This is a genomic window from Nonomuraea sp. NPDC005983, from assembly GCF_040614375.1.
Taxonomy (GTDB): Bacteria; Actinomycetota; Actinomycetes; order Streptosporangiales; family Streptosporangiaceae; genus Nonomuraea.
This window is the reverse complement of sequence record NZ_JBEXUP010000137.1, coordinates 1-23072: the sequence shown is the minus strand read 5'-3', so window position 1 is coordinate 23072 and position 23072 is coordinate 1. Positions and strand designations below refer to the sequence as shown.

Sequence of the window (23072 nt, the reverse complement as noted above, 5' to 3'; positions counted from 1 at the left end):
CTTATGCCGTTCGCCTAGGACCCCGGCGATCGCCATAAGCGCATGATCATTTGTGGGTTGCCCTCAACCGCTCGATGGTTACACCCTCACACAACATCGTCCAGCGACAAGCCGACGCTAGGAGGCTTCCCCGCGTGCTGCCTGCGGTGCGGCGTCGGCTCAGGTAGGCGGCGGAGGCATTCATCGTGATGGCGATTCAGCTGACGGCGGAGACCTCCTCCGGAGCAGGTGGCGGCGTGCCTCGGCGTAGTCCAGGTCCTGCGTCCGGGCGTCGGGCAGGGTGATGGACTCGGCGAGGGGCAGCGCGGCTCAATCCGGACCCGGAGCGCGCGCCAGGGCACGGGGGTCTCGCCCGTTCCCGCTCGTGCGCTCCGGCTCAGCCGGGCCGGATGACGCACCGGAAGCCGATGTGACAGGTGGAGGTGTCGACGGCTTCGCCCTGCCGGGCCGCGGGACGGTAACGCAGGCAGTAGTTCGGGGCGCACAGGTGCGAGCCGCCCTTGATGACCTTGCGGGGGATCGCCTCGTCGGAGACGGCGGCCTCGACGCGCGGGTTGCGCGGCACGCAGCACGGCTTGGCGGCCTCGCCGGGATGCCGCGGCGTGTAGAAGTCGCAGGTCCACTCCCAGACGTTGCCCGTCATGTCGTACAGGCCGTAGCCGTTCGGCCGGTAGGAGCCGACGGTCGTGGTGCCGTGCCCGCCGCCCGGGGTGAGGTTCTGCCAGGGGAACTCGCCGCGCCAGGTGTTGGCCATGAGCCGCCCCTTCGGCGCGAACTCGTCCCCCCAGGCGAACACCGCGCCCTCCAGCCCGCCGCGGGCCGCGAACTCCCACTCGGCCTCGGTGGGGAGCTCCTTGCCCGCCCACGCCGCGTACGCCTCGGCGTCCTCGGGGGCGAGGTGGACGACGGGGTGCCGCTCGAGCCCGCCGAGCCCGCTGCCCGGGCCTCGGGGGTGCTTCCAGCACGCGCCAGGGACGTAGGACCACCAGTTGCGGTAGTCGCGCAGGTCGACGGGCCCCGGCGTCGGGTGGAAGACCAGCGATCCGGGCACCAGGAACCCGGGGTCGGCCTGCGGGTAGTCGGCCGCGTCGAGCGGGCGTTCGGCGACGGTGACGTGACCGGTGGCCTGGACGAAGCGGCGGAACTCGAGATTGGTCACCGGGCGCGCGTCCATCCAGAAGCCGTCGACGGCGACCTGGTGCGCCGGCCTCTCCTCGGGGTAGAAGCGCTCGTCGCCCATGAGGAACGTCCCGCCCGGCACCCACACCATGTTCTTGGACGGGGTCTCACCGGACGCCGGCCGGCCCGCCGCGGCATCGCTCCTCGTGTTCACGTGTGCGTTCATCGAGACTCCTCGAGGGTGGAAACCCCCGTCTTCAGCTGGGGGGGAGCTCCGGTGGTTGACCGCCACCAGCGTCAGGTGAACCGCTCCGGGTCTGATGGAAGCTCTGGTCCGAGTTTGATGGAGTCGCGTTTGGAGGCGTGCAGGCCGTCATCGCCGGTCCACCGCGGCGACAACGACCAGCTGCCCAAGACAGGCGAACCGAAGGACGTTCCAGAGGAGCCGGCACAGAATTGATCCAGCTCAACTGCCTTGATCAAATTGACTGGTTCCGGCTCGTGATGACTAGGGATCTCCAAGGTCAGGAGAGTGTGATTCTGATCAGGTTGCGGCTTTTGAAGGAGTAGAGGCGGCCGAGTTCGTCGGCGGCGATTCTCGGCCCGCTGTACCACTGGCCGTCCAGCCCGGTCACCAGCCAGGTCACCGCGTACGTTCCGGGATCGATGTGGAAAACGGCCGCGGCGCCGCCGCCGTAGATCTGGCCGCGGCTGACGATGAGGCGGGAGTTGCCGCCGCCGTTGGCGCCCAGGTCGGCCGTGTGGATCACCTGGCGGGTGGCGAGGTCGACGACGAACAGCTTGCCCTTCCCGGTGAGTCCCACCAGCTTGCCGTTCAGCGCGACAAGCCCGGAAACACCCTGGTTGAAGCCGGGGTCGAGGGTCCAGACGACCGTCGACGTGGTGGCGTCGACGCAGGCCAGGTGCCCTTTGGCCCGGGTGCTCACCGGGTTGTCGCCACCCAGGTAGGCGAAGGTGCCCTCGGTCGCCACGGATCGGGGGAACTGCAGGTCGGGGAGCGGATCGATGGTCAGCTTGGCGGTGTTGGCCGACAGGTCGCAGACGGCCAGCGAGCCGCCGCCCTTGGTGTCGCACTGGATGCCGACCAGGAGCCGGGAGAGCCGCTGGTTCCAGATCACGTCCTGCGGCCGGTTCTGCTCCTGGGGCAGCGCGATGATCCGCTTGGCTTCGCCGCCCGGTTTGTAGGACCAGATGCCCTGTGAGTTGTAGACCCCGGCGTACAGCGTGTTGCCGATGATCTCGGTGTCCTTGGCCTCGGCGGGGATCCCCAGCCGGGTGGTCGTGCCCGACTTGTGCAGGACGACGCTGCCGTTCCCGCCGACGTAGATCCGGTCGTGCCCGGCCGCCAGGGACATGCCGAGTTGCGCGCCCACCGGAGCGCCCGCCTCGGCCAGCCCGACCGGCTCGCTCGTGGCGTCGGCGATCGAGTAGTGCACGACCGCCTCCAACTCGGAGTTGGCCGCGACGATGGTCCCGTCCAGGTGGCCGAGTCCCCAGCCGCCCACGTCCCCGGTGTTGGGGAGCTCCGTGTACTCCTTGGTCGCAGGGTCATAGGAGCACAGCCCGTCGGCGTCGAAGTAGATCTTCCCGCCCGCCTCGATGAACGACTTCACCGACTTCGACCGGCTGCGTACCTGGAACTCCAGCGTGCCGTTGGCCAGCGAGTAGACCGCGAACCAGCCCTTGTCCTCGCTGCCTTCGGTGCCGACGTAGATGCGCTCCCCGATCACCGCGAGGTCGCGGGTGGCCGGGTCCAGCGCGGGCTCGCCGGTGAGGATCTGTCGGGATTCGCCGGTGGCCCGGTCGGTGAGGAACACGGTGGCCTTGCTGGCGTCCCCGCCGCCGGACAGGTTGCTGCCCGCGCCGAAGACCACCTGCGTCTCCGTGACCGCGAGCGCCCGCGCCTGGGTGGCCTTCGGATCTGGTACGGCGAGCACCTTGTGCGCCCCGGTCGCCGGATCGATCTCATGAATGCCGGGCCCGGACGACGCCTCCTTGCCCACAGCGTAGAGGGTGCCGTCCGGCGCGGTGGCCAGGGTGCGCACCTCGAGCCCGTCGATCACGGGCAGCGAGCTGACCTGGTCGGTCTTCAGGTCCCACTTCCAGATGCACGGCTCGCCGGCCCGTTGCCCGACGATGCCGGCGTAGAGCACTTCGCCGTTGTGGTGCGCGAGCCCCTGGACGAAGTTGCCGCCGCCGAAGGTCTGCTTCCTGGTGACCTTCCTGGTCGGGACGTGGTAGCCGAGGGCGCGGGTGGGGTCGAGGTTGCGCGAGCCGACGAAGAAGGTGTCGCCGACGAGCAGACCGCTCATCAGCGGGTAGGCGACGTTGCCCGGCCCGAGGTCCTCGATCGTCGCGGACCGGCGGGAAGGCGGTGCGGTGGCGGAGGCGGGGGTCGACCACGTGGCGACGCCGAGGGCGGAGACGGCTGCGAGTTGGAGGGCGGACCTACGGCTCATCTCGGTCATGAAATTTCCCTTCATGCGGGCAAGAATCGGACGAATCGATCCCTTGTCGCCTGGACGTGCGCGCGCAGCAGGTCACGATGCTCGCGCAGCACCTGGCCGTACTGCTCGGTGGTGGCGAGGTTGACCAGCTCGCCCGGGTCGGTGCGCAGGTCGAAGAGCTGCTCCCGGTGGCGGCCCCAGGCGTAGCAGGTGTAGCGGAAGTGCTCGGTGCGCACGCTCCGGCCGGTCAGGTGCTGGATCCCGGGGACGACCCATTCGGTCTCGGAGAACACCGCGTCCCGCCGGACGGCCGGCAAGCCTGCAATGCCGGCAGCGGCGGCCAGCATCGGCAGGACGTCGAGCCCGTTGGACACCAGCCGGTCCTCGACGACCCCGCCCCCGGTGGAGGTGATCAGCGGCACCGACAGGCACTCCTCGTGCAGCACCCACTTCTGGTTCCAGCGGTGGGCGCCCACCTGGTCACCGTGATCGGCGGAGAACACCACGAACGTGTCGTCCAGGTCCACCGCGTCCAGCAGGCGACCGACCATCGCGTCGGCCCGCTCGACGAGCCGGTAGTAGGCGTGGCGGTAGGCGCGCCAGTCGTCCTCGGTCCAGGTCGCGGTCGGATAGCTGTGCGGCTGGGCGGCCTGGGCGATGCGCGGCAACTCGGCGTCGTATCCGCCGACGCCGTGATTGGGCAGCAGCGGCGGCCACTCCCCCGCGGGCACCGGCCCCGACGGCGGGACCTGGCCGCGCGCCCACTGGCAGATCCCGTGCGGCTCGGTGAACGACGCGACCAGCAGGAACGGCCGGTCCCGCGGCTCCTTCACGAAGGCATGGCACGCCTCGACCAGACCGTCGTCGAAGGGGCCGTGCAGGTTCCTGAACCCGCTCTCCTCCGGTACGGCCAGCTCGGGCAGATGCCACTTGCCCGCGTACCCGCAGTCGTAGCCCGCCGCGCCGAAGATCCGCGGCATCGTCGCCTCGAAGGTGTCCAGCGCCTGCTCGTTCCTCGTCACGCCGACCTCGGTGGGCATGCGCCCGGTCATCAGGCTGGCGCGGGAGGGCGTGCACAGCGGCTGCGTGCAGTACGCGTTGGTGAAACGCGTCCCGCGCGCGGCCAGAGCGTCGAGCGCCGGGGTTGCGAGATAGGGGTTGCCCGCGCAGCTCAGCGCGTCGGCGGAGTACTGGTCGGTCAGGACGAGCAGGATGTTCACGGACGCGGGACTCGGGCCAGCCGCAGCTCGTGGGCTCCGTCGGGGCGGGTCATCTCGAAATAGACGAACCATTCCTCGCCCACGATCGCGATGTCCAGGTAGCGGATCGAGCCGGTGGCGTGCGGGGCGACGTAGCGCGGGCCGTACGGGGTGGTCTTGGTCCAGTTGCGCAGGTCGAAGGAGATGGCCAGGCCGCAGCGCTCCTCGTAGTTCTCCTGGTAGGAGGCCGAGCCGTCGTAGAAGCCGAGGAAGCCGCTGCCGGTGGGGACGACGCAGCTCAGCCGGGACTCGTGGCTGTCCCAGCCGTCGCCGGTGGGCAGCACCTCGCCGAGGTAGTCGAAGCGCTCCCCGTCCTGGCTGATGGCCAGGCCCGTGGCGTGCGTGGTGGCGTCGGTGTTGTGGATGTCGGCGGTGGCGAACGCCTCCTCGCCGAAGTCGCCGGGGCGGGACACGACGGTGTACATCATGACGGCACCGCCGACGAGCAGCGTGTAGGGGTCCTTGATCCCGGCCGTTCCGGTGCTGGCCGCGGTGAGGATCGGACGACGATTCCGCACATCAAATCCGGAAATTTCAGGACTGCGGAGGACGTCGATCCGCCACCGGTTGTCCGCCGGGTCCACGTAACTCAGGTAGAGGAAGTAGTCGCCGCCGGGGAAGGGCCGTACCAGGCTGAAACGCTCCATCGAGTCGGTAGCCAGCTCGTCTTTGCGCACCGACCACACGTCGGTGAAGTTCACGCCGTCCTCGCTGGTGGCGATCGCGCAGCGCCAGCCGCGCTCGAACTCGACGTCACGCGGGCGTCGTTCCCGATAGGTCATCAGGAAACGCCCGTCCTCGTAGCTTATGCTCGGGCACCCGACCCAGTAGCCGGGCTCCGGCTTCTCCGGCCGGAGCACCACCTCCGACTTCTCCAGGTCAAGTTCGATCGGGGCGAGCAGCATTGCGGACAATCGGACTCCCTCAGGCAGCAGCGATCAGTGTTTTGGTGTAGGGGTGCTCCGGCGCCTCGAACAGCCGGTGCGACGGTCCCCGTTCGACGACCTCGCCCTGGTACATGACCAGCGTCTCGTCGCAGAAGTGCCGGACGAGGCCGAGGTCGTGGGCGATGAAGACGATGCCGACGCCGACCTCGTCGCGCAGGTCGGCAAGCAGGTTGAGAATCTGGGCCTGAACCGAGACGTCCAGCGCCGACACGGGCTCGTCGGCCACGATGATCTGCGGCTCCACGGCGAGCGAACGGGCCACGCCGATACGCTGCCGTTGCCCGCCCGATAGCTGGTACGGATATCGGTCCAGAAACGGCCTGGGCAGCCCGACCTGATCCATCAGCACGCCGAGCCGCTCCGGCACCTCCTCGGCCGGACACAGCCCGTGCACCTCGTACGGCTCGGCCAGCGTGTCGCGGATTGACAGCCGTGGATTGAGCGACAGGTACGGATCCTGGAACACCATCTGGACCGCCCGGCGCATGGCCAACTGCTCGGCCTTCGACGCGCCCGCCCACGACCTCCCGGCCACGGTGATCGTCCCGGCGGCGGGAAGCAGCCCGAGCAGGGCCCTGGCCAGCGTGGACTTGCCCGACCCTGACTCGCCGATGATCCCGACGGTCTGGCCGGGCGCCGCCGTCAGCGACACTCCCTTGACGGCCCGGACGGCCCGCTTCCGCCTGCCGTAGGTCACGGTGACGTTCTCCGCCCTGATGACCGGCTCACTCGCTCGCGGCTCCGGCGGCGTGTAAGGCTCCCGCACCGCGAGCACGGTCTCCGACAGCGGATGCCAGCAGGCGAACCCGTCGTCCAGCGGCGGCCGCTCGCCGCACCGGTCGTCGGCCCGGTCACAGCGCGGCGAGAACGGGCAGCCCGGTGGGCGTTCGGCCAGGTCGGGTGGGGCCCCGGGGATCACGGGCAGGCGGCGGACCGGCTCGGAGGCCAGCCTCGGCACGGATCGGAGCAGCCCGGCGGTGTAGGGGTGCCGCGGCCTGGTCAGCAGGGTTCGCGCGGGGCCGTGCTCGACGATGTGCCCGCCGTACATCACCGCGGCCGTGTCGCAGACCTGCTCTACGATGCCCATGTCGTGCGTGATGATCACGACGGCGGTGCCGGTCTCGTCGCGCAGCCGCTTGAGCAGCGTGAGGATCCCGGCCTGGACGGTGACGTCGAGGGCGGTGGTGGGCTCGTCGGCCAGCAGCACCCGAGGCTCGTTGGCCATCGCCATCGCGATCAGCACGCGCTGCCGCTGGCCGCCGGAGAACTGGTGCGGGTAGTCCTTCACCCTGGCCGCCGCGTTGGGGACGCCGACCAGGTCGAGCAGCTCGGCCGCGCGTCCGGCGGCGTGTCCGCGGCTCGCACCGTGCACGGTGAGCGCCTCGGCGAGCTGGTCACCCACGGTCAGGCGCGGGTTGAGGTAGGCCAGCGGGTCCTGAAAGACCATCCCGATGTCCTTGCCGCGCACCTCGCGCAGCTCGGACTGGCTGAGCTTCAGCAGGTCACGGCCGTCGAAGCGGATGGATCCGCGGCTGGCGCGCACGCCTGCGGGGAGCATCCCCATGATGCTGAGCGCGGTCAGCGATTTGCCCGAGCCGGACTCGCCGACCAGGCCCAGGATCTCGCCGGGCCGTACGCCCAGGTTGACACCGTCGACGGCGGGCAGCCCGCGTGCGTTGATCGCCAGGTCCTCGACCTCAAGGATCATGAGCGGAGCCTTTCCCGGTTGATCGCGTCGGAGAGCAGCGTGAGACCGAGCACGAGGGCGGCCAGCAGGAGCACGGGGACCAGCGCATACTGCGGGGCGACCTGGATGTAGCGGCTGCCCGCGCTGATCATCGTGCCGAGTGACGGTTCGGGCGGCTGGATGCCGAGCCCGATCAGGCTCAGCCCGCCCTCGATCTTGACGGCGTTGGCCATGGCGACGGCGAACAGCGCGGTGACCGAGTCGGTGACGTTCGGCAGCACGTGCCTGCCCAGCACCCTGGCCTTGGACGCGCCGACCGTGGTGGCGGCCAGCACGTACTCGCGCGACAACTGCTGCAGCAGCGCGGCCCTGGCCTGGCGGCCGAAGCTGGGTACGGTGATCAGCACGATCGCGGTGACCACGGCGACGAACCCAGGGCTGATGACCAGCGCGATCGCCATGCCGAGGATGACGCCGTGGAAGCCGAGCAGCACGTCGAACACCCGCTGGATGACCTCGCCGCCCCATCGGGTGAGCCCGCCGAGCAGACCGAGCCCGGTGCCGAGGAGCGCGGCGAGCGGCACCGCGACCAGGCAGATCAGCAGGTCGCTGCGGATGCCGTACAGGGTGCGGGCCAGCAGGTCGCGGCCCACCTCGTCGGTGCCGAGCAGGTGCGCGCCCGACGGCCCGGCCAGGGCGTCGGCGCCCTGCTCGTACGGCGAGACGCCGAGCAGCAGGGGGCCCGCCACGGCGGCGAGCACGAGCAGCGTGATCAGGATGACGCCGGCCAGGCCCTTGGTGGAGCGGCCGGCTCTGATCCACTTCCGGTCTGCGGGGATGGCCGTCATGCCGCGGCCTCCAGCCGGATGCGCGGGTCGAGCCTGGACAGCGCGACCTCGGTGACGAGCTGCGCGATCACCGCGATGGTGATCGCGAGCATCAGCAGGAGCTGGGCCATCGGGTAGTCCCTGTTCTGCACAGCGTCGAGCATGAGCTTGCCGAGCCCGTTCCTGGCGAACAGCTCCTCGGCGATCACCGCCCCGCCGAGGAGTTCGCCGATCCCGATGCCGAACTCCACGACGAAGGGCCCGAGGCTGCTCGGCAGCACGTGCCTGCGCGAGATCCGTTTCTCCGGCACCCCCTTGGCCCTGGCGGTGAGCACGAACTCCTCCTGCCTGACCCGGCGGATCTCGGTGGCGAGCAGCCGTCCGAGCACGGCGCCGGCGGGCAGGGCGAGCGCGATGCCGGGCAGGATGAGGAACTGCACCGACAGGTCGGGCGCCTCCAGGAAGCTCATCTCGCCGGTCGCGGGCAGCACCTTGAGCCGCACCGCGAACAGGAACACCAGGATGACGGCGCTGACGTAGACCGGCAGCGAGAGCGCGGCGGTGGCGAACGCGTCGGCGGCCTTGCCGAGCCGCCGGGAGACCAGGGCGAGCCCGGTGAGCAGGCCGACCACCGGGATCATGATGATCCCGGCGATCGCGAGCTGCACCGTGCTGGCCACACTCTCCCCGAGCAGGTCGATGATCGGCCGGTTGTACTGGAACGACTTGCCCGGGTCGCCGCCGAGCAGGCCGCCGATCCAGTGGCCGTACTGCGTGAGCAGCGGCTGGTCGAGCATGAGCTCGGCCCGGATCGCCGCCACCTGCGCGGCCGTGGCGTCGGGCCCGGCGACGGCGGCGGCCGGGTCACCCGGCGTCAGCCGCATCAGGCCGAACACGGCGATCGAGGAGATCCAGAGCGTGAGCAGCGCCGACAGCGCCTTGCGCAGCCAGAAGGCCATCACGCGCCCCGCTTGGCTGCCGCCAGGTTGAGGTAGCCGAGGAAGGTCGTGTCCGCGCTCTTGATCGACGGGTCCCAGAGCACGACCTCGTGCGCCTGTGCGAGCGTGATGTGGAAGGACTGCTCCAGGAGGTACTCGCTGAGGTCGTGGTTGGCCTTGTCGCGGGCCACGTCGGTGGTCGCGCCGTAGGCCGCCTGCTGCAGCTCGACGTACTTCTTGTCATCCAGGCGCGAGGTGTTCTCGCCGGGCCGCGCCGGGTTGGCGGTCGAGATCCCGGTCAGCGGGGAGACGCTGACCAGGCCGATGTTGGCGATGTTGAGCCCGGGCAGCTTGGCGTTCACCACCAGCGTCTGGAACTCGGTGGCGTCCATCAGCTTCGGGACGACCTTGAAGCCGACCTTCTCCAGGTCGTACTGGACGATGTCCAAGACCGAGGAGAAGATCGGAGTCTGCCCGGCCCACAGCGTGACCTCGGCGCCTTCGGCTCCGGCCTCCTTGATGAGCTGCCTGGCCTTGTCCGGGTCGTAGGAGTAGCGGTTGACCTGGTCCTGGGTCACTCCGGGGGTGTTGGCGGGCCACGGGAGGCTGCTGACCTCCGCATAGCCGCCGTAGACCTGGTCGGCGATGCGCTTGCGGTCCACGGCGTACTGCAGCGCCTGCCGTACCTTGGGGTCGTCGAAGGGCTTGGTCCTGACGTCCACGCCCAGGTAGGTCTGCTGGTAGGACGGGCGGGTCACCGACACCGTGAACTTCCCTGCGGCCGAGGTGGTCTTGATGTCCCGGGCCGGGATGCCGCCGACCATCTGGACCTGACCGGACTGCAGCGCGGACAGCTGGGCCTGCGGGCTCTTGATCGCCTTGATCGTGATCTTCTCGATCTCGGGAGAGCCGCCCCAGTACTTCTCGTTGCGGGTGAGCTGGAGCTGGGTGCCCGCGGTGAACGCGCCCCAGACGTAGGGTCCCGTGCCGATCACCTTGCCACTCCCGTAGGTGGTGGAGTCGACGATCGGCACGAACATCAGCGCGTCGAACAGGTTGCTCGTCGGGCCGGACAGGGTGAGCGTGACCTCGTTCTGGCCGGCCTCCATGTTCTTGATGCGCTTGAGCATGGGCGCGACCTGCGCGCCGCTCTTCTCGTCCTGCGCCTTGGTGAGCGTGAAGATCACATCATCCGGGGTCAGCGCCCTGCCGTTGTGGAACTGCACGCCCTCGCGCAGCTTGAGGACCAGGCTGGTCCTGTCCTTGCTCCACTCCCACTCCTTGGCCAGCAGCGGGATCGGCTGGAGGGTCTTCTTGTCCAGGTCGACCAGCCGGTCGAAGACGAGCGAGGAGAAGACCGGCGAGTCGACCGTACGGCGCAGCAGCTTCATCGGGTCCGGCGCCGCGGAGAAGGCCAGGGTGATGTCCTTGCCGGTGGCCGCGACCTGCGTGGCGGACCGGCACCCCACGGCCAGGGCCGCGGCGCCCCCCATCGCCAAGCCGAACAGCCCCCGGCGTGACAGACGTTGATCGACCACGCGACACACCCCTTTGCGATCAAAGTGATAAGAAAGAGTGCATCGTAAGTAGGCGGCCTACGTCAAGACCCAATGCGGGGTTCCCCACGCCCACTGGTCGTTGACCTGGCGGACGCGGACGTAGTACCAGGCCGGATCCCCGGACTCGTCCTCCACCGTCAGAGACGCGCGCAGGGCCGACTCGGGCACAGCGCGCTCGAAGCGGAACGCCCCGCTGACGAAGCCGCCCATATAGCCGGTGCGTGGACCTTCGCGCAGCTCACCGATGGTGCGCTCGTGCGCCTGGCCGTTGACGAGAAGCGCCACCACGCTCCGGTCGTCGCCCTCGATCGACACGGAGAGCCCCTGGGTCGCGTCCGTCGTCACGGTGGGGTTACCGCCGGTGACCGTACACAGCCTGACCTTCGCGTCGCCGACCCGGTCCACGGCCGAGAACGCGAACCGCTCCGGCTCCTGCGCCGCCGGGGCCACGATGTCCTCGCCGTGCAGCCTGGGCTGGACGTCGAGCAGCCGGCCGCCCCGGATCTCCAGCTCGACGTCCCAGTCGACGGGGACGCCCAGCTTGCCCCAGCCCACCGTCACCCCGCTCGTCCCGCGGAACTCGCCGGACCCGTTCAAGGCACCGACCAGCGGCGACTCCCGATGGATGACGGTGCCGTTCCTGACCACCTCGACGTAGTCGAGGGCGTCCCTGCCCTGGACCTCGGCTCGCAGCAGGCGCTCCCTCGACGGCGCGGCCACGGTGCCCATGGGCGTGCCGTTCAGCTCGCTGGCCAGCACGATGCGGTCCCCGGTGATCGCGTAGGTCCTGCGGTCCTGGATCGCGGTCCAGAGCGCGTCCCTGGTCAGCTCGGGCGCCCAGACCATGGCCCGGCCGTACCCGTGGCTACCGGGGTGCGCGCTGTGGTGGTCGGTCGACCCGATCAGGCCGAACCGGTATCCGCGGCGCAGCCCCTCCTCGACCGTGCTGCCCGCGTCGCGCGGCCCCATGGTGTGCAGGTACGGCCTGGGCGCACGGTCGGATTCGCCGCACCCGTGCATGGACACCATCTCGACGACCGGCGCGAACTCCGGCGTGTAGGTGTCCCAGTTGATGCCCCGCCAGCCCTTGTGATAGCCGATGTGATGTGGCAGCGCCATCGCCCGGCGGCCGAGTTTCCGCAGGTCGGAACGGAGCTCTTCGAGGCTAGCTGAGCGCAGGATGGGCCCCTTGGCGCCGTCGTAGTACACGCAGTGGTCGCCGTAGGTCATGCTGTGCCACTCGAAGGACTGGAACGTCACGAACGCGCCGTCCTCGTGCGCCTCCTCGGTGACCCGCTGCACGTCCTCCCAGCGCGCGGCCAGCCGGGCGAAGCCGTCCTCGTGGTATTTGCGCAGCTCGTCGAGGCGCGGCTCGCCCTGCGGCATGTCATGCCAGTGCGCGTGCCCGGTCACGCTGGCGAAGTCGAGCTGGAGGCGGGCGTTGGCATAGGCCTCCTCGATGGTCCCGTGGCCGTAACTGATGCCGCAGTGGTTGTGGATGTCGCCCATCCACGGCGCCAACCCCGCATAGCTCTCCATGCCGGCCCCTTTCTCAAGGCTTTTAGATCACCCCGATCATAAGCCTTGGTTTCAAGCCGGTACGGAGCTCCCCTCGACGGCCATCTCGGCGGCCCCGACCAAACCTGCCTCGGCCAGCCGCGACACCGTCACGCTCGGTGGCGTCGGTATCCGGCCGACCAGCCGCTCGGCGACCCCGCCGGCCACCAGGTCGGCGTCCGCACCCAGGTCCCCGCCGAGCACCACCAACTCCGGGCTGACCACCACGCTCAGGTTGGCCACCGCCAGCGCCACCTGGTCGACCGTCTCGGCCGACGCCGAACGGCGCAGCCGCCCCTCCAGGTCGCCGAACCCCGGCCACGGCCTGCGCAGGGAGCCTGGCTCCATCAGCATGTAGCCGATCTCTCCCGCGCCGCCCCTCCAGCCGCGGTGCAGCCGCCCCTCCAGCACGAGCCCGGCACCGACCCCCGAGCCGATGATGATCGCGGCCAGGTTGTCCACCCCGCGCCCCGCCCCGTGCCGATGCTCGGCCAGGGCCAGCAGATTGACGTTGTTCTCCGTGAGCACCGGCAGCCCGAGCCGCTCGGCCAGCAGCAGCCCGAGCGGCATCGCGAACCAGCGCAGCGCGGGCGCGAACTCCACCATGCCGTCGGGGCGCACCACGCCGGGCACGCCGATCCCGACCGCCCGGGCAGGCGAGCCCAGCTCGGCGGCCCGATCGCGGAGCTCCTCACACAGACCGATCAGCTGCTCGTAGACGCCCATCGACCCGTCGTCGCCCGGCTCGATCGGCCGGTGCTCCCGGCTGACCACCGCGCCCTCGAGATCGACGACGGCGCCCGTCATCCCGTCCGGCCTGACATCGAAGGCCAGGACCGACTGGGCGGCCGCGTTGTACTGCACGATCACCGGTGGCCTGCCGCCGGTCGACGTCCCGACCTCGCTCTCGGTGACCAACGAGCTCGCCCGCAGGGCCCCGACCAGGCGGTTGATCGTCGCCGTGCTGAGCCCGGTGCGCTCGGTCAGCTCGCGCCGGGACATAGGCCCCTGCTCGCGCAGCGTCTGCAGGATCACCGCGCGGTTGGTCTCCGCCACCGAACGGACCGTCGCCGTGCGACGCCCCTCCCCCGTAGTCATCATCCCCCTCCTCACCACCCACTTTACGCTCAATCTAATCGCGAAGCTCCCGTAAGGAACGCAGGACCCCGGGCGTGGTAAGCCAGGCCGGTGATGAGAAGCCCCGCCAGGGATGTGATGAGTGACGGCGATGGTCAGGCCGCCGCCGGGGCCGCGGTCATCGACGTGGCGCTCACTGTATGGCTGGCCCATCGGTGCCGGTGGGCCGAATGCGTCTACGTCGGCCTGCAGGTGGCCGCCCTGATCACCTCGACCCACTACATGTCCATCCCGCGCTCGATGCTCCTGTGGTTCCCCCTGTGGCTCCTCGGTCAGGAGCCGCGAGCAGGGTCGGTTGTACCGGTGTAGGCGGGGACGGGTAGGCGGCGGTCCAGGAGGAAGGCGCGGATCAGGCTCCGGTAGAGGTCGGGACGCCCGTTGGCGATCGAGTGACCTGCGCCGGGGATGTAAACCAGTGTCGAGTTCGGCAGCGTTCGCCGGTAGTCGTAGGTGACCTCCCACTTCAGGTAGTCACACTGGCCGCGCATGACGAGCACCGGCACCCGCACCCCGCGCAGCTTCGGCCGCGGATCGGTAACCGCGGCCGCGTCCTCGGAGGTGATCTGGTTGCTGTAGAAGCCGGGCGGGTTCCCGTGCGTCGGAGCGGGCTTGGCGCCCTGGCAGCCGGTGGCGTCCTTGCCCAGGAGCAGCAGCGCGCGCATCCGGGCGTCGGCCTCGGCGTCCGGCACCATGGCGCGGGCGGCGGCCGGGTTGATTCCCAGCAGCAGCGACTGGACCAGCACCCGCGGATCGCTGGTCAGCGCGTCGGCCCGGGCCTGGAGGCCGCCGGGCAGGTGGTCCCAGGGGCTGCCGACTCCGCCGGGGAAGGCGGGCTCCCAGATGGCGCCGGGCGAGGTGAGTACGGCCTTGGCGACGTGGTCGGGGTGGGCGGCGAGGTAGGCGGCCGTGAGCGTGCCACCCCACGACCTGCCGACCAGGATGAGTTGCCGAGCGCCCAGTGTCTGGCGGATCGCCTCCAGGTCGGCGACGTGCCGGGCGACCGTGTACCCGCTCGGATCGGCCAGCCTGGTGGAGCGGCCCGCGCCGAGCTGATCGTAGGCGTAGACGTCGAACCCCGCGGCCGCCAAGTCCTCGCTGCCCTCCGGCAGGCCCTCGCCCGGCGTCCCCGGCCCGCCGTGCAGGAAGATGACGGGTGGGCGGCCCGCCGTACCGGATCCGGCGCGCTTGACGTAGGCGACACGCGAGCCCGTCGGCAGCTGCCAGAAGGCGACCCCAGGGGGAGTCGAAGCGGGCGGCGGCACGGGGTAGGGGCGGAAGACCAGGAACCCGGCGAGGGGTGCGAGCACGAGCGTGTTCGCGACCACGTAGGGGACGACCAACCGCGGAACCCGGAGCCATCGGAGCGCGGGCCGCCCGAGCAGCCAGCTGACGGCCACGACGGCGACAAGCCCGGCTCCCGCGAACAGCGGCACGCTCGTGATCACCATCGCCACCAGGAAGAACACGACGACCCCGGCCGCGATCGCCGCGATCTCAGCACCGACCAGCAGGATCGCTCCTGACACACGTTTCATATGCCACAACGTTAGGAAGGCGGCCGCGGCTTTTCTTCGTCCGGCCGATCGATCCGCTCCCCCGCCGCACGGCGGGGGTGTCAGCCGGTCCCGGGTCGGACGAGGCCGGACTCGTAGGCGTAGATGGTGGCGTGCAGCCGGTCGCGCACGCCGAGCTTGGCCAGGATCGCCGACACGTGGTCCTTCACGGTCGGCGTGCTGATCCCCAGGGCCTCGCTGATCTCGGCGTTGGACAGCCCGCGCGCCACGCGTTCGAGCACCTGGCTCTCGCGCGGAGTCAGCCGCTCCGGCCGCGCCACCGGCGCGGAGGCGGCGGCGAAGCGTTCGAGCAGCCGCCGCGTGATCACCGGATCAAGCAGCGCGTCGCCGCGCGCGATCACCCGTACCGCGTCGACGACCCGCGCGGGCTCGGCGTCCTTGAGCAGGAACCCGGAGGCGCCCGCGCGCAGCGCCCCGAACACGTACTCCTCCAGCCCGAACGTCGTCAGCACGATGATCCTGGTGTACGGCAGGCCCGCGGTGATCCGGGCGGTGGCCGCGAGGCCGTCGAGCCCGGGCATTCGGATGTCCATGAGCACCACGTCAGGCCGCAGCCGCGCGGCGAGCGCCACCGCGGACTCCCCGTCAGCGGCCTGGCCGACCACGTCCAGGTCGGGCTCGGCGGCCAGCACGGCGGCGATCCCCGCCCTGACCACCGCCTGGTCGTCGGCGACGAGCACCCTGATCACCTGGGCAGCCATACCCGCACCTCCCCGCCGCGGTCGGCCGCCGCGGCCCCGCCGTACGCGTCGGCCAGCGCGTGCAGCCGCCGCAGCGAGCGCCGGCCCGCCGAACCCGCGACGACGACCCCCTCGGGCAGGTGCGACACCGTGATCCGCTCCCCCGCCAGCTCCTCGGCAGCCCTGAACACACCCACCTCCAGCTCCGGCGCCAGCCCGGCAGGGTCGCCGACGTGGAACACGCCCGCCCTGCGCCGCGCGGCGAGCACCTCCAGGCCGGCGAGTGTCGGCGGCGGGCCGTCGGCTCCGACGGGTTCGCGCAGCTCACCGAGTAGCCGCCTGAGCGTGTCGAGCCCGGCGCGCGCCGCGGCGAGAACCACCCCGAGATCGCCACCCTCGGCCGCCGCGACGACGGCGTCCGCGTGCCGGGACGCGGTACGACGCAGCCCGGCCACGACCCGCTCCCGCTCTTCGCGTGCCACGTCGGCCAGCTGCCCGGCGAGCAGGTCGCCCTCGGCCGCTGCTGCCAGGCGCCGCCGCACCCTCGCCCTTCCCACCAGCACGCCTGCCGCCCACGCCGGCGCCGACAGGAGCGCCACGGCCGCCCCGAGCACCGCCCACACGGCGAACCGGTTCCCGACGATGCCTGGTCCCAGCGCCAGGGCGAGCCCGCCCACCAGGCCTACCGCCAGGATTGCGAGCACGCCCTTGGGCCTCGAGCAGCGGGCGCCGAACGCGTAGAGCTGGGCCAGTTCCACCCACCATCCCCACAGGAACAGGTCTCCCGCCGGCGTCGGCGTCCAGCCCGCCATCGCGACCGGGTAGATCGACAGCATCGCCGCCAGGCTCCACGCAGGCCGCCTCTCCCGCCACCACAGGGGGACGGCGTGCAGCACGAACAGCGGCCCCAGCACCACGAGCGGAACCGGGGTGTCTCCCGGCAGCAGGCTCGCCCCGATCGACAGCGCAATGGCCAGCCCGACCAGCGCCCCGTCCCACGCCCGCCGCCCGCGCCACCAGGTCCCTCGAACCGGGCCCGTCCCTGCGGAGGCCGGGAACTCGGCCCGGACCGTCCACCCGCTGGAGTTCGGCCCCGCCGCGAGCGTGCCGCCGCAGGCTGCCACGGTGGTGGCCAGCCCCGCGAGGCCGTTTCCGGTACCCAGGTCGCCGTGTTTCCGCTCGCCTCCGCTGTCGTTCACCTCCACGGCCAGGCGGCCGGATTCGCCCTGGACGGTGATCTCGATCTGGGCGCCGCTCGCGTACCGCGCCACGTTGGTCAGGCCCTCGCGCACCACCCGGTAGGCGGCCGCCGCGACCTCCGGCGGCGCGAAGGTCGCCGTCCTGCGATAGCTCAGCTCCCGCGATGCGGACCAGTCGGCGACCAGGTCGTCGATCATCGCCAGGTCGGAGACCGCGGCTTCCGAGCCGGCCAGCTCGGCGCAGACCAGGCGGCCGGCCTCCTCGGCGTGGCGTAAGGCGGATTCCCGCAGCTCGGGGTCGGACAGGTGCAGCGCGGATGCCGCGGCCACAGCGATGCCGGTCAAGCGGTGCGCGGCGGTGTCGTGCAGTTCGGCGGCCAGCCTCAGCCGTACCGCGTCCGCCATGGCCTCGCGCGCCTCCGAACGCGCCGCCCGGTGCGCGCTCAGGGCCTCCCGTCGCGTCCTGGCACGCCTGTGCGCGCGCCCGAAGGCCCAGACCACCGCCGCCGACCCACCCGACAGCAACGCCATACCGGCCACCGCTCGGGGCGGCCACCCGTGGATGGCCGCGGCGACCGTCGCCGCCACCACCATTCCCGCCGCCATCGCGACCGTGGCCCCAGCCGTGCTCCGTACGGCGGTGCCGTACAGGAAAGCGGTGCCGAGGAGCAGACACAACAGCACAACGGACGTCACGGCATCAGGCTAGCTTTCTGCGACAATCCCATGCTCACGGCTCGGGGTCGTAGGCCGGCAGGTCTCCTGGCTGGCAGTCCAGTGCCTCGCACAGGCGGGCGCAGCAACATCGTTGGATTCACAGCCATTACTACCGGAACCCCGGTAGGCCGACGGCCGAGCACGGTGTGGCGCAAGGTCGCCTCATAGAGGCGGACCTGGGGCTGGTCCAGGCCGAACAGGTCCTTGCATGGAGGACAGTAGGCGGACCTGCTGCGGAATCCCGAGAGAGTCCCGCGATCAGCACATATATCTAACAAAGGACACAAAGCCTCGCGCGCTCCAAAAATTGGCAGATGATACCTTATCGCTTTTGTAGATCCATTCTTTGCTCTTCTCTTATGATTCCGGTGATGCGATTCCGGTGATGACGGGCATGTAGAGATCGATCACTGTATTCAAATGCACGGCTACGCGCGTATCGGTATGCCAGATTCGGACAATCCGACATCTCGGTCGAAATGCAAATGTAGGCGGTTCTACCCTCGAAGCTGGGATGAGTTCGTGGGTGCGCGTCGCTGTCGTTGAATCGCTCGTGATCGATCCTCGTTCGTTGTTATACGCAATCCACAGGGAAAACATGCGATCTTATCGACGAAGCGCCATGTTGGTCGCCGCGATATGTGCGGTGGCCGGCACCATGGGCGGGATGCCGGCGCACGCCGACAGCGCCGCCCAGTCAAAGGCCCAGCTCATCCAGTCGGCCGCTCTCTGGCTGACGCCGCCACCCGGTAAAGCCGAGACCGCCAAGGACGGTACGACGACCGAAAAGGTTGTCTGCGGGCCGCCGTACCTGACCGGCGACCCGGACCTCGGGCCCGTGTCCCTACCGCGGACCGGTTACCTCGGTAAACTTCTGCGCGGCTACGCGCCCCTGGGCAATCTCGAACCGCAGCCCTTCCTCTCGAGCTACTGGGACTACGCGGTGAACAACTATCGCTTCCCGCCCGACGCCGGATTCGCCCGCTCCGGCAACTACCCCAACGGCAGACCGCTGGTCAAGACGACGTTTCTGCAGATCGGCATGAAACTCGACCGTTTCGGCGGCTACACCGGAGCTTTCCTGTCGCCGATCGGCGACCCATTCATCAGTAGGTCGTTGCCGCCGCGGAGTCTCAACACCAACCCACAGGATCCCGGGCACCCGTGCAACTATCACGCATTCCGGGTGCTCAAGTCGTTCCGCGTCGACGTCGGCCCGGCCGCCCCCGCGTTCCAGCAGCCGGGTGGCGGCACGCAGTATCACGTGCTCAGCAAGTACATTCCCGAAGCTCCGCAGACAAGCGAAGAAGTTCCGGTGAGCTGGCTGCTGCAGAACGAATACCTGGAGGAGATCGCGCCGCCCTCACTACCCGACGTCAAGGACGAGACCGGCCAGCGCCCGGGCGGCCGCGGGACGGGCATCCATGGCGCGAGCAGCCAGAGCACGAGCGGCAAGGCCGACAGGCACCAGCTAAGCCGTGTGGGCACCGAGAATAGATCTCACGGTCGCTGACGCCTGAGCCGATCGGGGCAGCATCCGCGGCGCGCGCCCTCGGCGGGATGGGGAGATCTCGCCGAAGGCGGGCGTCGCGCCCTGCTGTCGCACGTTCTAGCGTTGCGTGGCCGGAGGTGGTCACCAATGACGGTCCTGGGGTCGCGGTCATACCCGGCCGAAAACTGGCGCTAAGCATGTAACCGCAGGTCATCGCAGCTCTTCGCCGACAGTGAGACCACAGTTGGACACGAGCCCGGCAGCCGTCGGTGTGGTCAAGGCCGTCAGTGGGCGGTGGTGGAGTCTTCCAGCCCGGCGGCGGGGGCGGTGAACACGGCGGAGGCGGCGCGGGGGGCAGACGGCCACCGCGGCGGTTGAGAAACTGGTCCTTGCTCGAGTCGGCGCCTGTCCAGGTACGGCGCTGGTGCAGCCAGTCCAGCAGGGGTTGACGCAGATGGGGTGGATTGGCACCTCACGCCCTTTGCCGCCCTTACCGCAGACGATCAGCACGCCCTTGCGGGCGGAGGTGCGCACGTCGGGTACGTCCAGGGCGACGGCGTCGCCGATGCGCAGCCCGGCATGGAAAGGCAGCAGGGCTACGCGCGGTCGCGGGCATCGATCAGTGGATCCCCGCCGACGCTGGAGGGCCGTTCGGCGCCACGCGAGATACATCCGCACTCGGGAGGCATAGGTGCGGCGGGTGTCGGCCGGCAGTGGCACCTCCTGCAGAGCGGTAGCGGCGGGCCGAGCGGGCGCTGACCTCGGTGGTGGCCACCTCCTATCTGCTGGGCGTCTCGACTCGCCGGGTGGAGAAGCCGGCCGAGCAGCCCGACGCCGCCTCAGTGCGCGCTCAGCACCGCCAGGCCGTCCAGACGCTGGAGGACAAGTACCCCAAAGCGGCCGAGCATCTGGACGAGGCGCGTGAGGACATCCTGACTTTCGCCGCCTATCCCAAGGCGGTGTGGCGGCGGGCTGGACGTGCTGGGCGAACGGAACAGCCGAACCCATCGAAGAAACAGAGGTCGGCGACGAGGTCCTCGCAACAGATCCGGAAACGGGCGAAACCACGTCGCAGCCTGTCGTTGGACTGATCACCGGCGAGGGTGTCAAGAACCTCGTCCACATCTCCGTCGCCACCAATGATGGAGCGGGCGTCGTTATCGCCACCGACGATCACCCGTTCTGGGTCCCCGCCCTGCGTGCGTGGATCGCCGCCACCGATCTGCAGCCCGGTGTATGGCTTCAGACCGGGGCCGGTACCCACGTCCAGGTCTCAGCGGTAGAGCGGTGGACCGCCGGAAGCCGGGCGCGTTCACAACCTGACCGTCGCCTACCACTTTGCCCTCGGAGCAACCAGCGCGCTGGTTCACAGAACGGCGCGAAGGCCGGATTCATCAAGAACCAGGATCGCCGCTGAGGCTACGCCTCCATCGAAGCCGGCGGAGGTACCTGGAAGGATAAGAGGGCAACGAAGGCCGGGCTTACAGGAAGCATCGGCGCAACCGATATTTACGTCATTCAGTACTAACAGGTGATCATGTCCGGTCTCAACAAGGAAGTTCAGCGCGCGGTCAAAGCAGCCGTCCACCCGCTGGGATTCTCGGCCACACGCACCCGGGGCATCTTCATTCAGAAGCGGGGGGAAGGCGCCTTCGGCTGGCTCGGTCTCAATGACAATGACACCGACATGCCGCGTTCCCTCAACATCAACCCCGTGGTAGGCGCGGGACATGAACGAGTCCTGCAGGTCCTGGCTGAGCTCGATCCTGACAACGGCGAGTATGCCCCAGTCATCAGCCAAAATCTTGGCTACACAATGCCGGAGCCAACTTACCGGACCTGGAGGTTCTTCAGGGATGGTGGTGTGGATGCGACGGCGGAAGACCTGGCCGCCAACTTGACTGCCTATGGCGAGCCATTCATCGCTCAGTGGGCGGACTGGGGCCGTTTCTCGACGGAGATCGAGACGACGGATCTGCTCCACGAGTACACGAGGTGCGTGGTGATTCCCGTGGTACGCGTTCTGAATGGACGGCTCAAGGACGCATTCGAAATGGTGGAGGCTGAGCTCGCACGGGTCGCGGAGTCGCAGGATGTCTATGCCATGTTCTACCGCGACGAGTACGCGGTCCGGTTCCGGGCGCGCAAGTGGTGATCGTGTTTCGCCCAGGTAGACATCCAGGCCACGATCCCGTGGCCCCACGTTGCGTCGCCGAGAGCGAACCGAGCCGGGCTCGATGACGGCGGGACCTCATTCCGTTGTGGGCGATCGCGTGGGCCTCCTCGGGGGCCATGCCGCACATGCGCAGCAGTTGCTCGGCCGGCTCGTCCGCCGAGTCCTCGTCCACCAGGTCGGGGTGTTCGAGCCAGACAGCTGCAGGAACCCGCCGAGGTAGCCGAGGCCGCCGGCCTGGTGGAGCTGAGGAGTCCCCGATGAGCGGTTCGGCGAGGGCTGCGTCAGTTGCAGCGCCCGAACATCTGCACGTAGGTCACGGCCGGGGTGATGGACCCGGCGGCCGGATCCGCGCTGCCCAAGGCCGTTCGGGTGTACATCTCCGTGAAGGTCGGGCTGAGGATGTTGGCTCGGTGCGGCTTGCTGTTCATCCACCACGTGACAGCCGCCCGGGGTGTCACCTGGGAGCTTCCCCACCCCACGTAGGCGTTCTCGCCAATGGAGAACGAGGTGCAGCGGCGGCCGTAGCCCACGGCCTCGGCACGGCTCAGCGGGGTCGACCCGGTCTGCGGATTGACGTGCGGATCGCACGTGCTGGGGTCGTCCTTCATGGGGCGGCAGTTCTTGCCCGGCTCCACCTTTCCCCACCAGCGCAGGCGGACGGCGTCAGCGGCGTGCATGGCCGCCGCGCCGCCGAGCCCGGGGGAACTGCCCTTGCCGAGCGAGAGATATCTCTTCAGAGGCCGCAGGTTGAGGCCGGGTGCGGTTCGTTCGGCGTTGACAAGACATAACACCGCAGTTTCGATGGTGGTCACCTGCCTCCTGAAGTCGTACCGTCCCCGGCTGGTGTTGGGGAAGGCGGTTTGGGGCTGGTAGACGAAGTCGATGTCCGCGCAGGTCGCGGCGCCTCTCAGCGGTGCGGCCGCGGCGGCTGCCGACGGTGCCGACGACACGGCGGCGGTCAGGCTCAGCAGGAGAGCGCCGGTCACGACGGCGCCGGCCCGCCGCGGGTGTACCGCGGGCATGGCACTGCGGATCTTTCTCATGGACCCCTTCTTTCCGTGATGATTAAGACGGTGGTTGCACGACCGGCTGGAACGGGCACGGGCCCCGACAAGGAGCCGTGCCCGGACCAGGGCGGGGCCGAGTGGGTCAGAACGGGACCTGCTGGGCCAGCAGCCCGGGGCCGCTACCGCGGCCTGACAGGATCCGGCAGAACTCGACGGCGTCCAGGGTGATCTCCTCGCCCGCCGTGCCCTCCTCGAAAGCGCCTCCCGCGGGCCCGCCCAGCCGGAGCTGGAACGGTCCACGGTGGCGGCGCGCCCATTCGGCGACCACGTCGGCCACGATCACGCCGTCGTGCCCGGCTGTCAGCATCAAGGGGCGGCCGGTCGCCCGGGCGATGTCGACGCGGTGCATCCAGGTGTCGCGGGTGTAGATGACGTCGTACAGATAGCCCAGCCGCCAGGTCTCCGCCGTGCCCGCCACGTCCGAGGCGATCGGGACCCAGCGCAGCGGCGCCGGCAGCCTGCGCCGGGCGCGGGCGGCCCGCGGCGCGGTCGTGGCGAGCAGTTCGGTGAGCTGGGACGTGCTCAGATGGGCGCGCTCGGCCACCTGGACCTCGGTCATGCCGTCGACGAGGGGCCGCTCACCCGCAGCCCGCCTGCCCGCCCGCAGTTGGTGGAGGCTCTGGCGCGGCGAGGCGACGAACTCCATCGCGCCCAGCACGTGCGCGACCA

At 69.9% G+C, this 23072-nt stretch carries 21 protein-coding genes; 5 read left to right on the top strand and 16 right to left on the bottom strand.

Annotated features, from left to right (window positions below):
• Positions 1-376: 376 nt before the first annotated feature.
• The 10 genes from ABZ297_RS37980 to ABZ297_RS37935 all read right to left on the bottom strand — a co-directional run bounded on the left by ABZ297_RS37980 (position 377) and on the right by ABZ297_RS37935 (position 13417).
• Complete coding sequence (locus tag ABZ297_RS37980; protein ID WP_355356607.1) at positions 377-1345, bottom strand: formylglycine-generating enzyme family protein; 969 nt, start codon at positions 1343-1345, stop codon at positions 377-379.
• Between the two features lie 298 nt (positions 1346-1643).
• On the bottom strand, positions 1644-3599 hold the full coding sequence (locus ABZ297_RS37975) for a hypothetical protein (protein WP_355356605.1): 1956 nt from the start codon (positions 3597-3599) through the stop codon (positions 1644-1646).
• 20 nt (positions 3600-3619) lie between these two features.
• A complete protein-coding gene (locus ABZ297_RS37970) occupies positions 3620-4807 on the bottom strand; it encodes a sulfatase-like hydrolase/transferase (RefSeq protein WP_355356603.1) in 1188 nt (395 codons plus the stop codon).
• Positions 4804-5751, bottom strand: coding sequence for a hypothetical protein (locus ABZ297_RS37965; RefSeq protein WP_355356615.1), 948 nt, complete (start codon positions 5749-5751; stop codon positions 4804-4806). The genes ABZ297_RS37970 and ABZ297_RS37965 overlap by 4 nt, the downstream gene beginning before the upstream one ends.
• Before the next feature lie 19 nt (positions 5752-5770).
• Positions 5771-7501, bottom strand: coding sequence for an ABC transporter ATP-binding protein (locus tag ABZ297_RS37960; RefSeq protein ID WP_355356601.1), 1731 nt, complete (start codon positions 7499-7501; stop codon positions 5771-5773).
• A complete protein-coding gene (locus tag ABZ297_RS37955; RefSeq protein WP_355356599.1) occupies positions 7498-8328 on the bottom strand; it encodes an ABC transporter permease in 831 nt (276 codons plus the stop codon). The genes ABZ297_RS37960 and ABZ297_RS37955 overlap by 4 nt, the downstream gene beginning before the upstream one ends.
• On the bottom strand, positions 8325-9266 hold the full coding sequence (locus ABZ297_RS37950; protein ID WP_355356613.1) for an ABC transporter permease: 942 nt from the start codon (positions 9264-9266) through the stop codon (positions 8325-8327). The genes ABZ297_RS37955 and ABZ297_RS37950 overlap by 4 nt, the downstream gene beginning before the upstream one ends.
• Positions 9266-10783: an ABC transporter substrate-binding protein gene (locus ABZ297_RS37945; RefSeq protein ID WP_355356597.1), complete on the bottom strand. Its 1518-nt coding sequence runs from the start codon at positions 10781-10783 to the stop codon at positions 9266-9268. Before ABZ297_RS37945 ends, ABZ297_RS37950 begins: the two co-directional genes overlap by 1 nt.
• A gap of 57 nt (positions 10784-10840) precedes the next feature.
• Positions 10841-12343 (bottom strand): DUF3604 domain-containing protein, encoded by a 1503-nt coding sequence (locus ABZ297_RS37940; RefSeq protein ID WP_355356595.1) that lies wholly within the window; start codon positions 12341-12343, stop codon positions 10841-10843.
• A 51-nt stretch (positions 12344-12394) separates the two neighbouring features.
• Positions 12395-13417 carry an ROK family transcriptional regulator gene (locus ABZ297_RS37935; protein ID WP_355356593.1) on the bottom strand — a complete coding sequence of 341 codons (1023 nt, stop codon included), beginning with the start codon at positions 13415-13417 and terminating at the stop codon, positions 12395-12397.
• A 159-nt stretch (positions 13418-13576) separates the two neighbouring features.
• On the opposite strand from ABZ297_RS37935, the gene ABZ297_RS37930 reads away from it, so the two are divergent.
• Positions 13577-13807, top strand: a complete 231-nt coding sequence (locus tag ABZ297_RS37930; protein ID WP_355356591.1) for a hypothetical protein — start codon at positions 13577-13579, stop codon at positions 13805-13807.
• Here ABZ297_RS37930 and ABZ297_RS37925 read toward each other — a convergent pair.
• The 4 genes from ABZ297_RS37925 to ABZ297_RS37910 form a co-directional block, all read right to left on the bottom strand.
• Positions 13771-15033, bottom strand: coding sequence for an alpha/beta hydrolase (locus ABZ297_RS37925; RefSeq protein WP_355356589.1), 1263 nt, complete (start codon positions 15031-15033; stop codon positions 13771-13773). The genes ABZ297_RS37930 and ABZ297_RS37925 overlap by 37 nt on opposite strands.
• A gap of 80 nt (positions 15034-15113) precedes the next feature.
• Positions 15114-15773: a response regulator transcription factor gene (locus ABZ297_RS37920; RefSeq protein WP_355356587.1), complete on the bottom strand. Its 660-nt coding sequence runs from the start codon at positions 15771-15773 to the stop codon at positions 15114-15116.
• Positions 15758-17647: a histidine kinase gene (locus tag ABZ297_RS37915; protein ID WP_355356585.1), complete on the bottom strand. Its 1890-nt coding sequence runs from the start codon at positions 17645-17647 to the stop codon at positions 15758-15760. The genes ABZ297_RS37920 and ABZ297_RS37915 overlap by 16 nt, the downstream gene beginning before the upstream one ends.
• A gap of 34 nt (positions 17648-17681) precedes the next feature.
• Complete coding sequence (locus ABZ297_RS37910) at positions 17682-17765, bottom strand: helix-turn-helix domain-containing protein (protein WP_355356611.1); 84 nt, start codon at positions 17763-17765, stop codon at positions 17682-17684.
• 417 nt (positions 17766-18182) lie between these two features.
• On the opposite strand from ABZ297_RS37910, the gene ABZ297_RS37905 reads away from it, so the two are divergent.
• The 4 genes from ABZ297_RS37905 to ABZ297_RS37890 all read left to right on the top strand — a co-directional run bounded on the left by ABZ297_RS37905 (position 18183) and on the right by ABZ297_RS37890 (position 21315).
• Positions 18183-19181 carry a TNT domain-containing protein gene (locus tag ABZ297_RS37905; protein WP_355356583.1) on the top strand — a complete coding sequence of 333 codons (999 nt, stop codon included), beginning with the start codon at positions 18183-18185 and terminating at the stop codon, positions 19179-19181.
• 743 nt (positions 19182-19924) lie between these two features.
• The gene (locus ABZ297_RS37900) at positions 19925-20251 is read left to right on the top strand and encodes a transposase (RefSeq protein WP_355356581.1); all 327 of its coding nucleotides are present in this window, start codon (positions 19925-19927) and stop codon (positions 20249-20251) included.
• Positions 20167-20577 (top strand): polymorphic toxin-type HINT domain-containing protein, encoded by a 411-nt coding sequence (locus ABZ297_RS37895; protein ID WP_355356609.1) that lies wholly within the window; start codon positions 20167-20169, stop codon positions 20575-20577. The genes ABZ297_RS37900 and ABZ297_RS37895 overlap by 85 nt, the downstream gene beginning before the upstream one ends.
• Positions 20578-20697: 120 nt before the next feature.
• Positions 20698-21315 (top strand): hypothetical protein, encoded by a 618-nt coding sequence (locus tag ABZ297_RS37890; RefSeq protein ID WP_355356579.1) that lies wholly within the window; start codon positions 20698-20700, stop codon positions 21313-21315.
• Positions 21316-21617: 302 nt separating this feature from the next.
• Here ABZ297_RS37890 and ABZ297_RS37885 read toward each other — a convergent pair whose 3' ends face one another.
• Together ABZ297_RS37885 and ABZ297_RS37880 are read right to left on the bottom strand one after the other, a co-directional pair.
• Positions 21618-22379: a CAP domain-containing protein gene (locus ABZ297_RS37885; RefSeq protein ID WP_355356577.1), complete on the bottom strand. Its 762-nt coding sequence runs from the start codon at positions 22377-22379 to the stop codon at positions 21618-21620.
• A 106-nt stretch (positions 22380-22485) separates the two neighbouring features.
• A partial coding sequence (locus ABZ297_RS37880) for a maleylpyruvate isomerase N-terminal domain-containing protein (RefSeq protein WP_355356575.1) occupies positions 22486-23072 on the bottom strand: 587 nt, incomplete at its 5' end.

Bases quoted from the DNA above. Each gene is read 5' to 3' on its own strand.
- ABZ297_RS37950 (WP_355356613.1), bottom strand. From the start codon at position 9,266: ATGGCCTTCTGGCTGCGCAAGGCGCTGTCGGCGCTGCTCACGCTCTGG.
- ABZ297_RS37885 (WP_355356577.1), bottom strand. From the start codon at position 22,379: ATGAGAAAGATCCGCAGTGCCATGCCCGCGGTACACCCGCGGCGGGCC.
- ABZ297_RS37965 (WP_355356615.1), bottom strand. From the start codon at position 5,751: ATGCTGCTCGCCCCGATCGAACTTGACCTGGAGAAGTCGGAGGTGGTG.
- ABZ297_RS37930 (WP_355356591.1), top strand. From the start codon at position 13,577: ATGAGTGACGGCGATGGTCAGGCCGCCGCCGGGGCCGCGGTCATCGAC.
- ABZ297_RS37980 (WP_355356607.1), bottom strand. From the start codon at position 1,345: ATGAACGCACACGTGAACACGAGGAGCGATGCCGCGGCGGGCCGGCCG.
- ABZ297_RS37940 (WP_355356595.1), bottom strand. From the start codon at position 12,343: ATGGAGAGCTATGCGGGGTTGGCGCCGTGGATGGGCGACATCCACAAC.
- ABZ297_RS37925 (WP_355356589.1), bottom strand. From the start codon at position 15,033: ATGAAACGTGTGTCAGGAGCGATCCTGCTGGTCGGTGCTGAGATCGCG.
- ABZ297_RS37890 (WP_355356579.1), top strand. From the start codon at position 20,698: ATGTCCGGTCTCAACAAGGAAGTTCAGCGCGCGGTCAAAGCAGCCGTC.
- ABZ297_RS37905 (WP_355356583.1), top strand. From the start codon at position 18,183: ATGAGTTCGTGGGTGCGCGTCGCTGTCGTTGAATCGCTCGTGATCGAT.
- ABZ297_RS37955 (WP_355356599.1), bottom strand. From the start codon at position 8,328: ATGACGGCCATCCCCGCAGACCGGAAGTGGATCAGAGCCGGCCGCTCC.
- ABZ297_RS37960 (WP_355356601.1), bottom strand. From the start codon at position 7,501: ATGATCCTTGAGGTCGAGGACCTGGCGATCAACGCACGCGGGCTGCCC.
- ABZ297_RS37920 (WP_355356587.1), bottom strand. From the start codon at position 15,773: ATGGCTGCCCAGGTGATCAGGGTGCTCGTCGCCGACGACCAGGCGGTG.
- ABZ297_RS37975 (WP_355356605.1), bottom strand. From the start codon at position 3,599: ATGAGCCGTAGGTCCGCCCTCCAACTCGCAGCCGTCTCCGCCCTCGGC.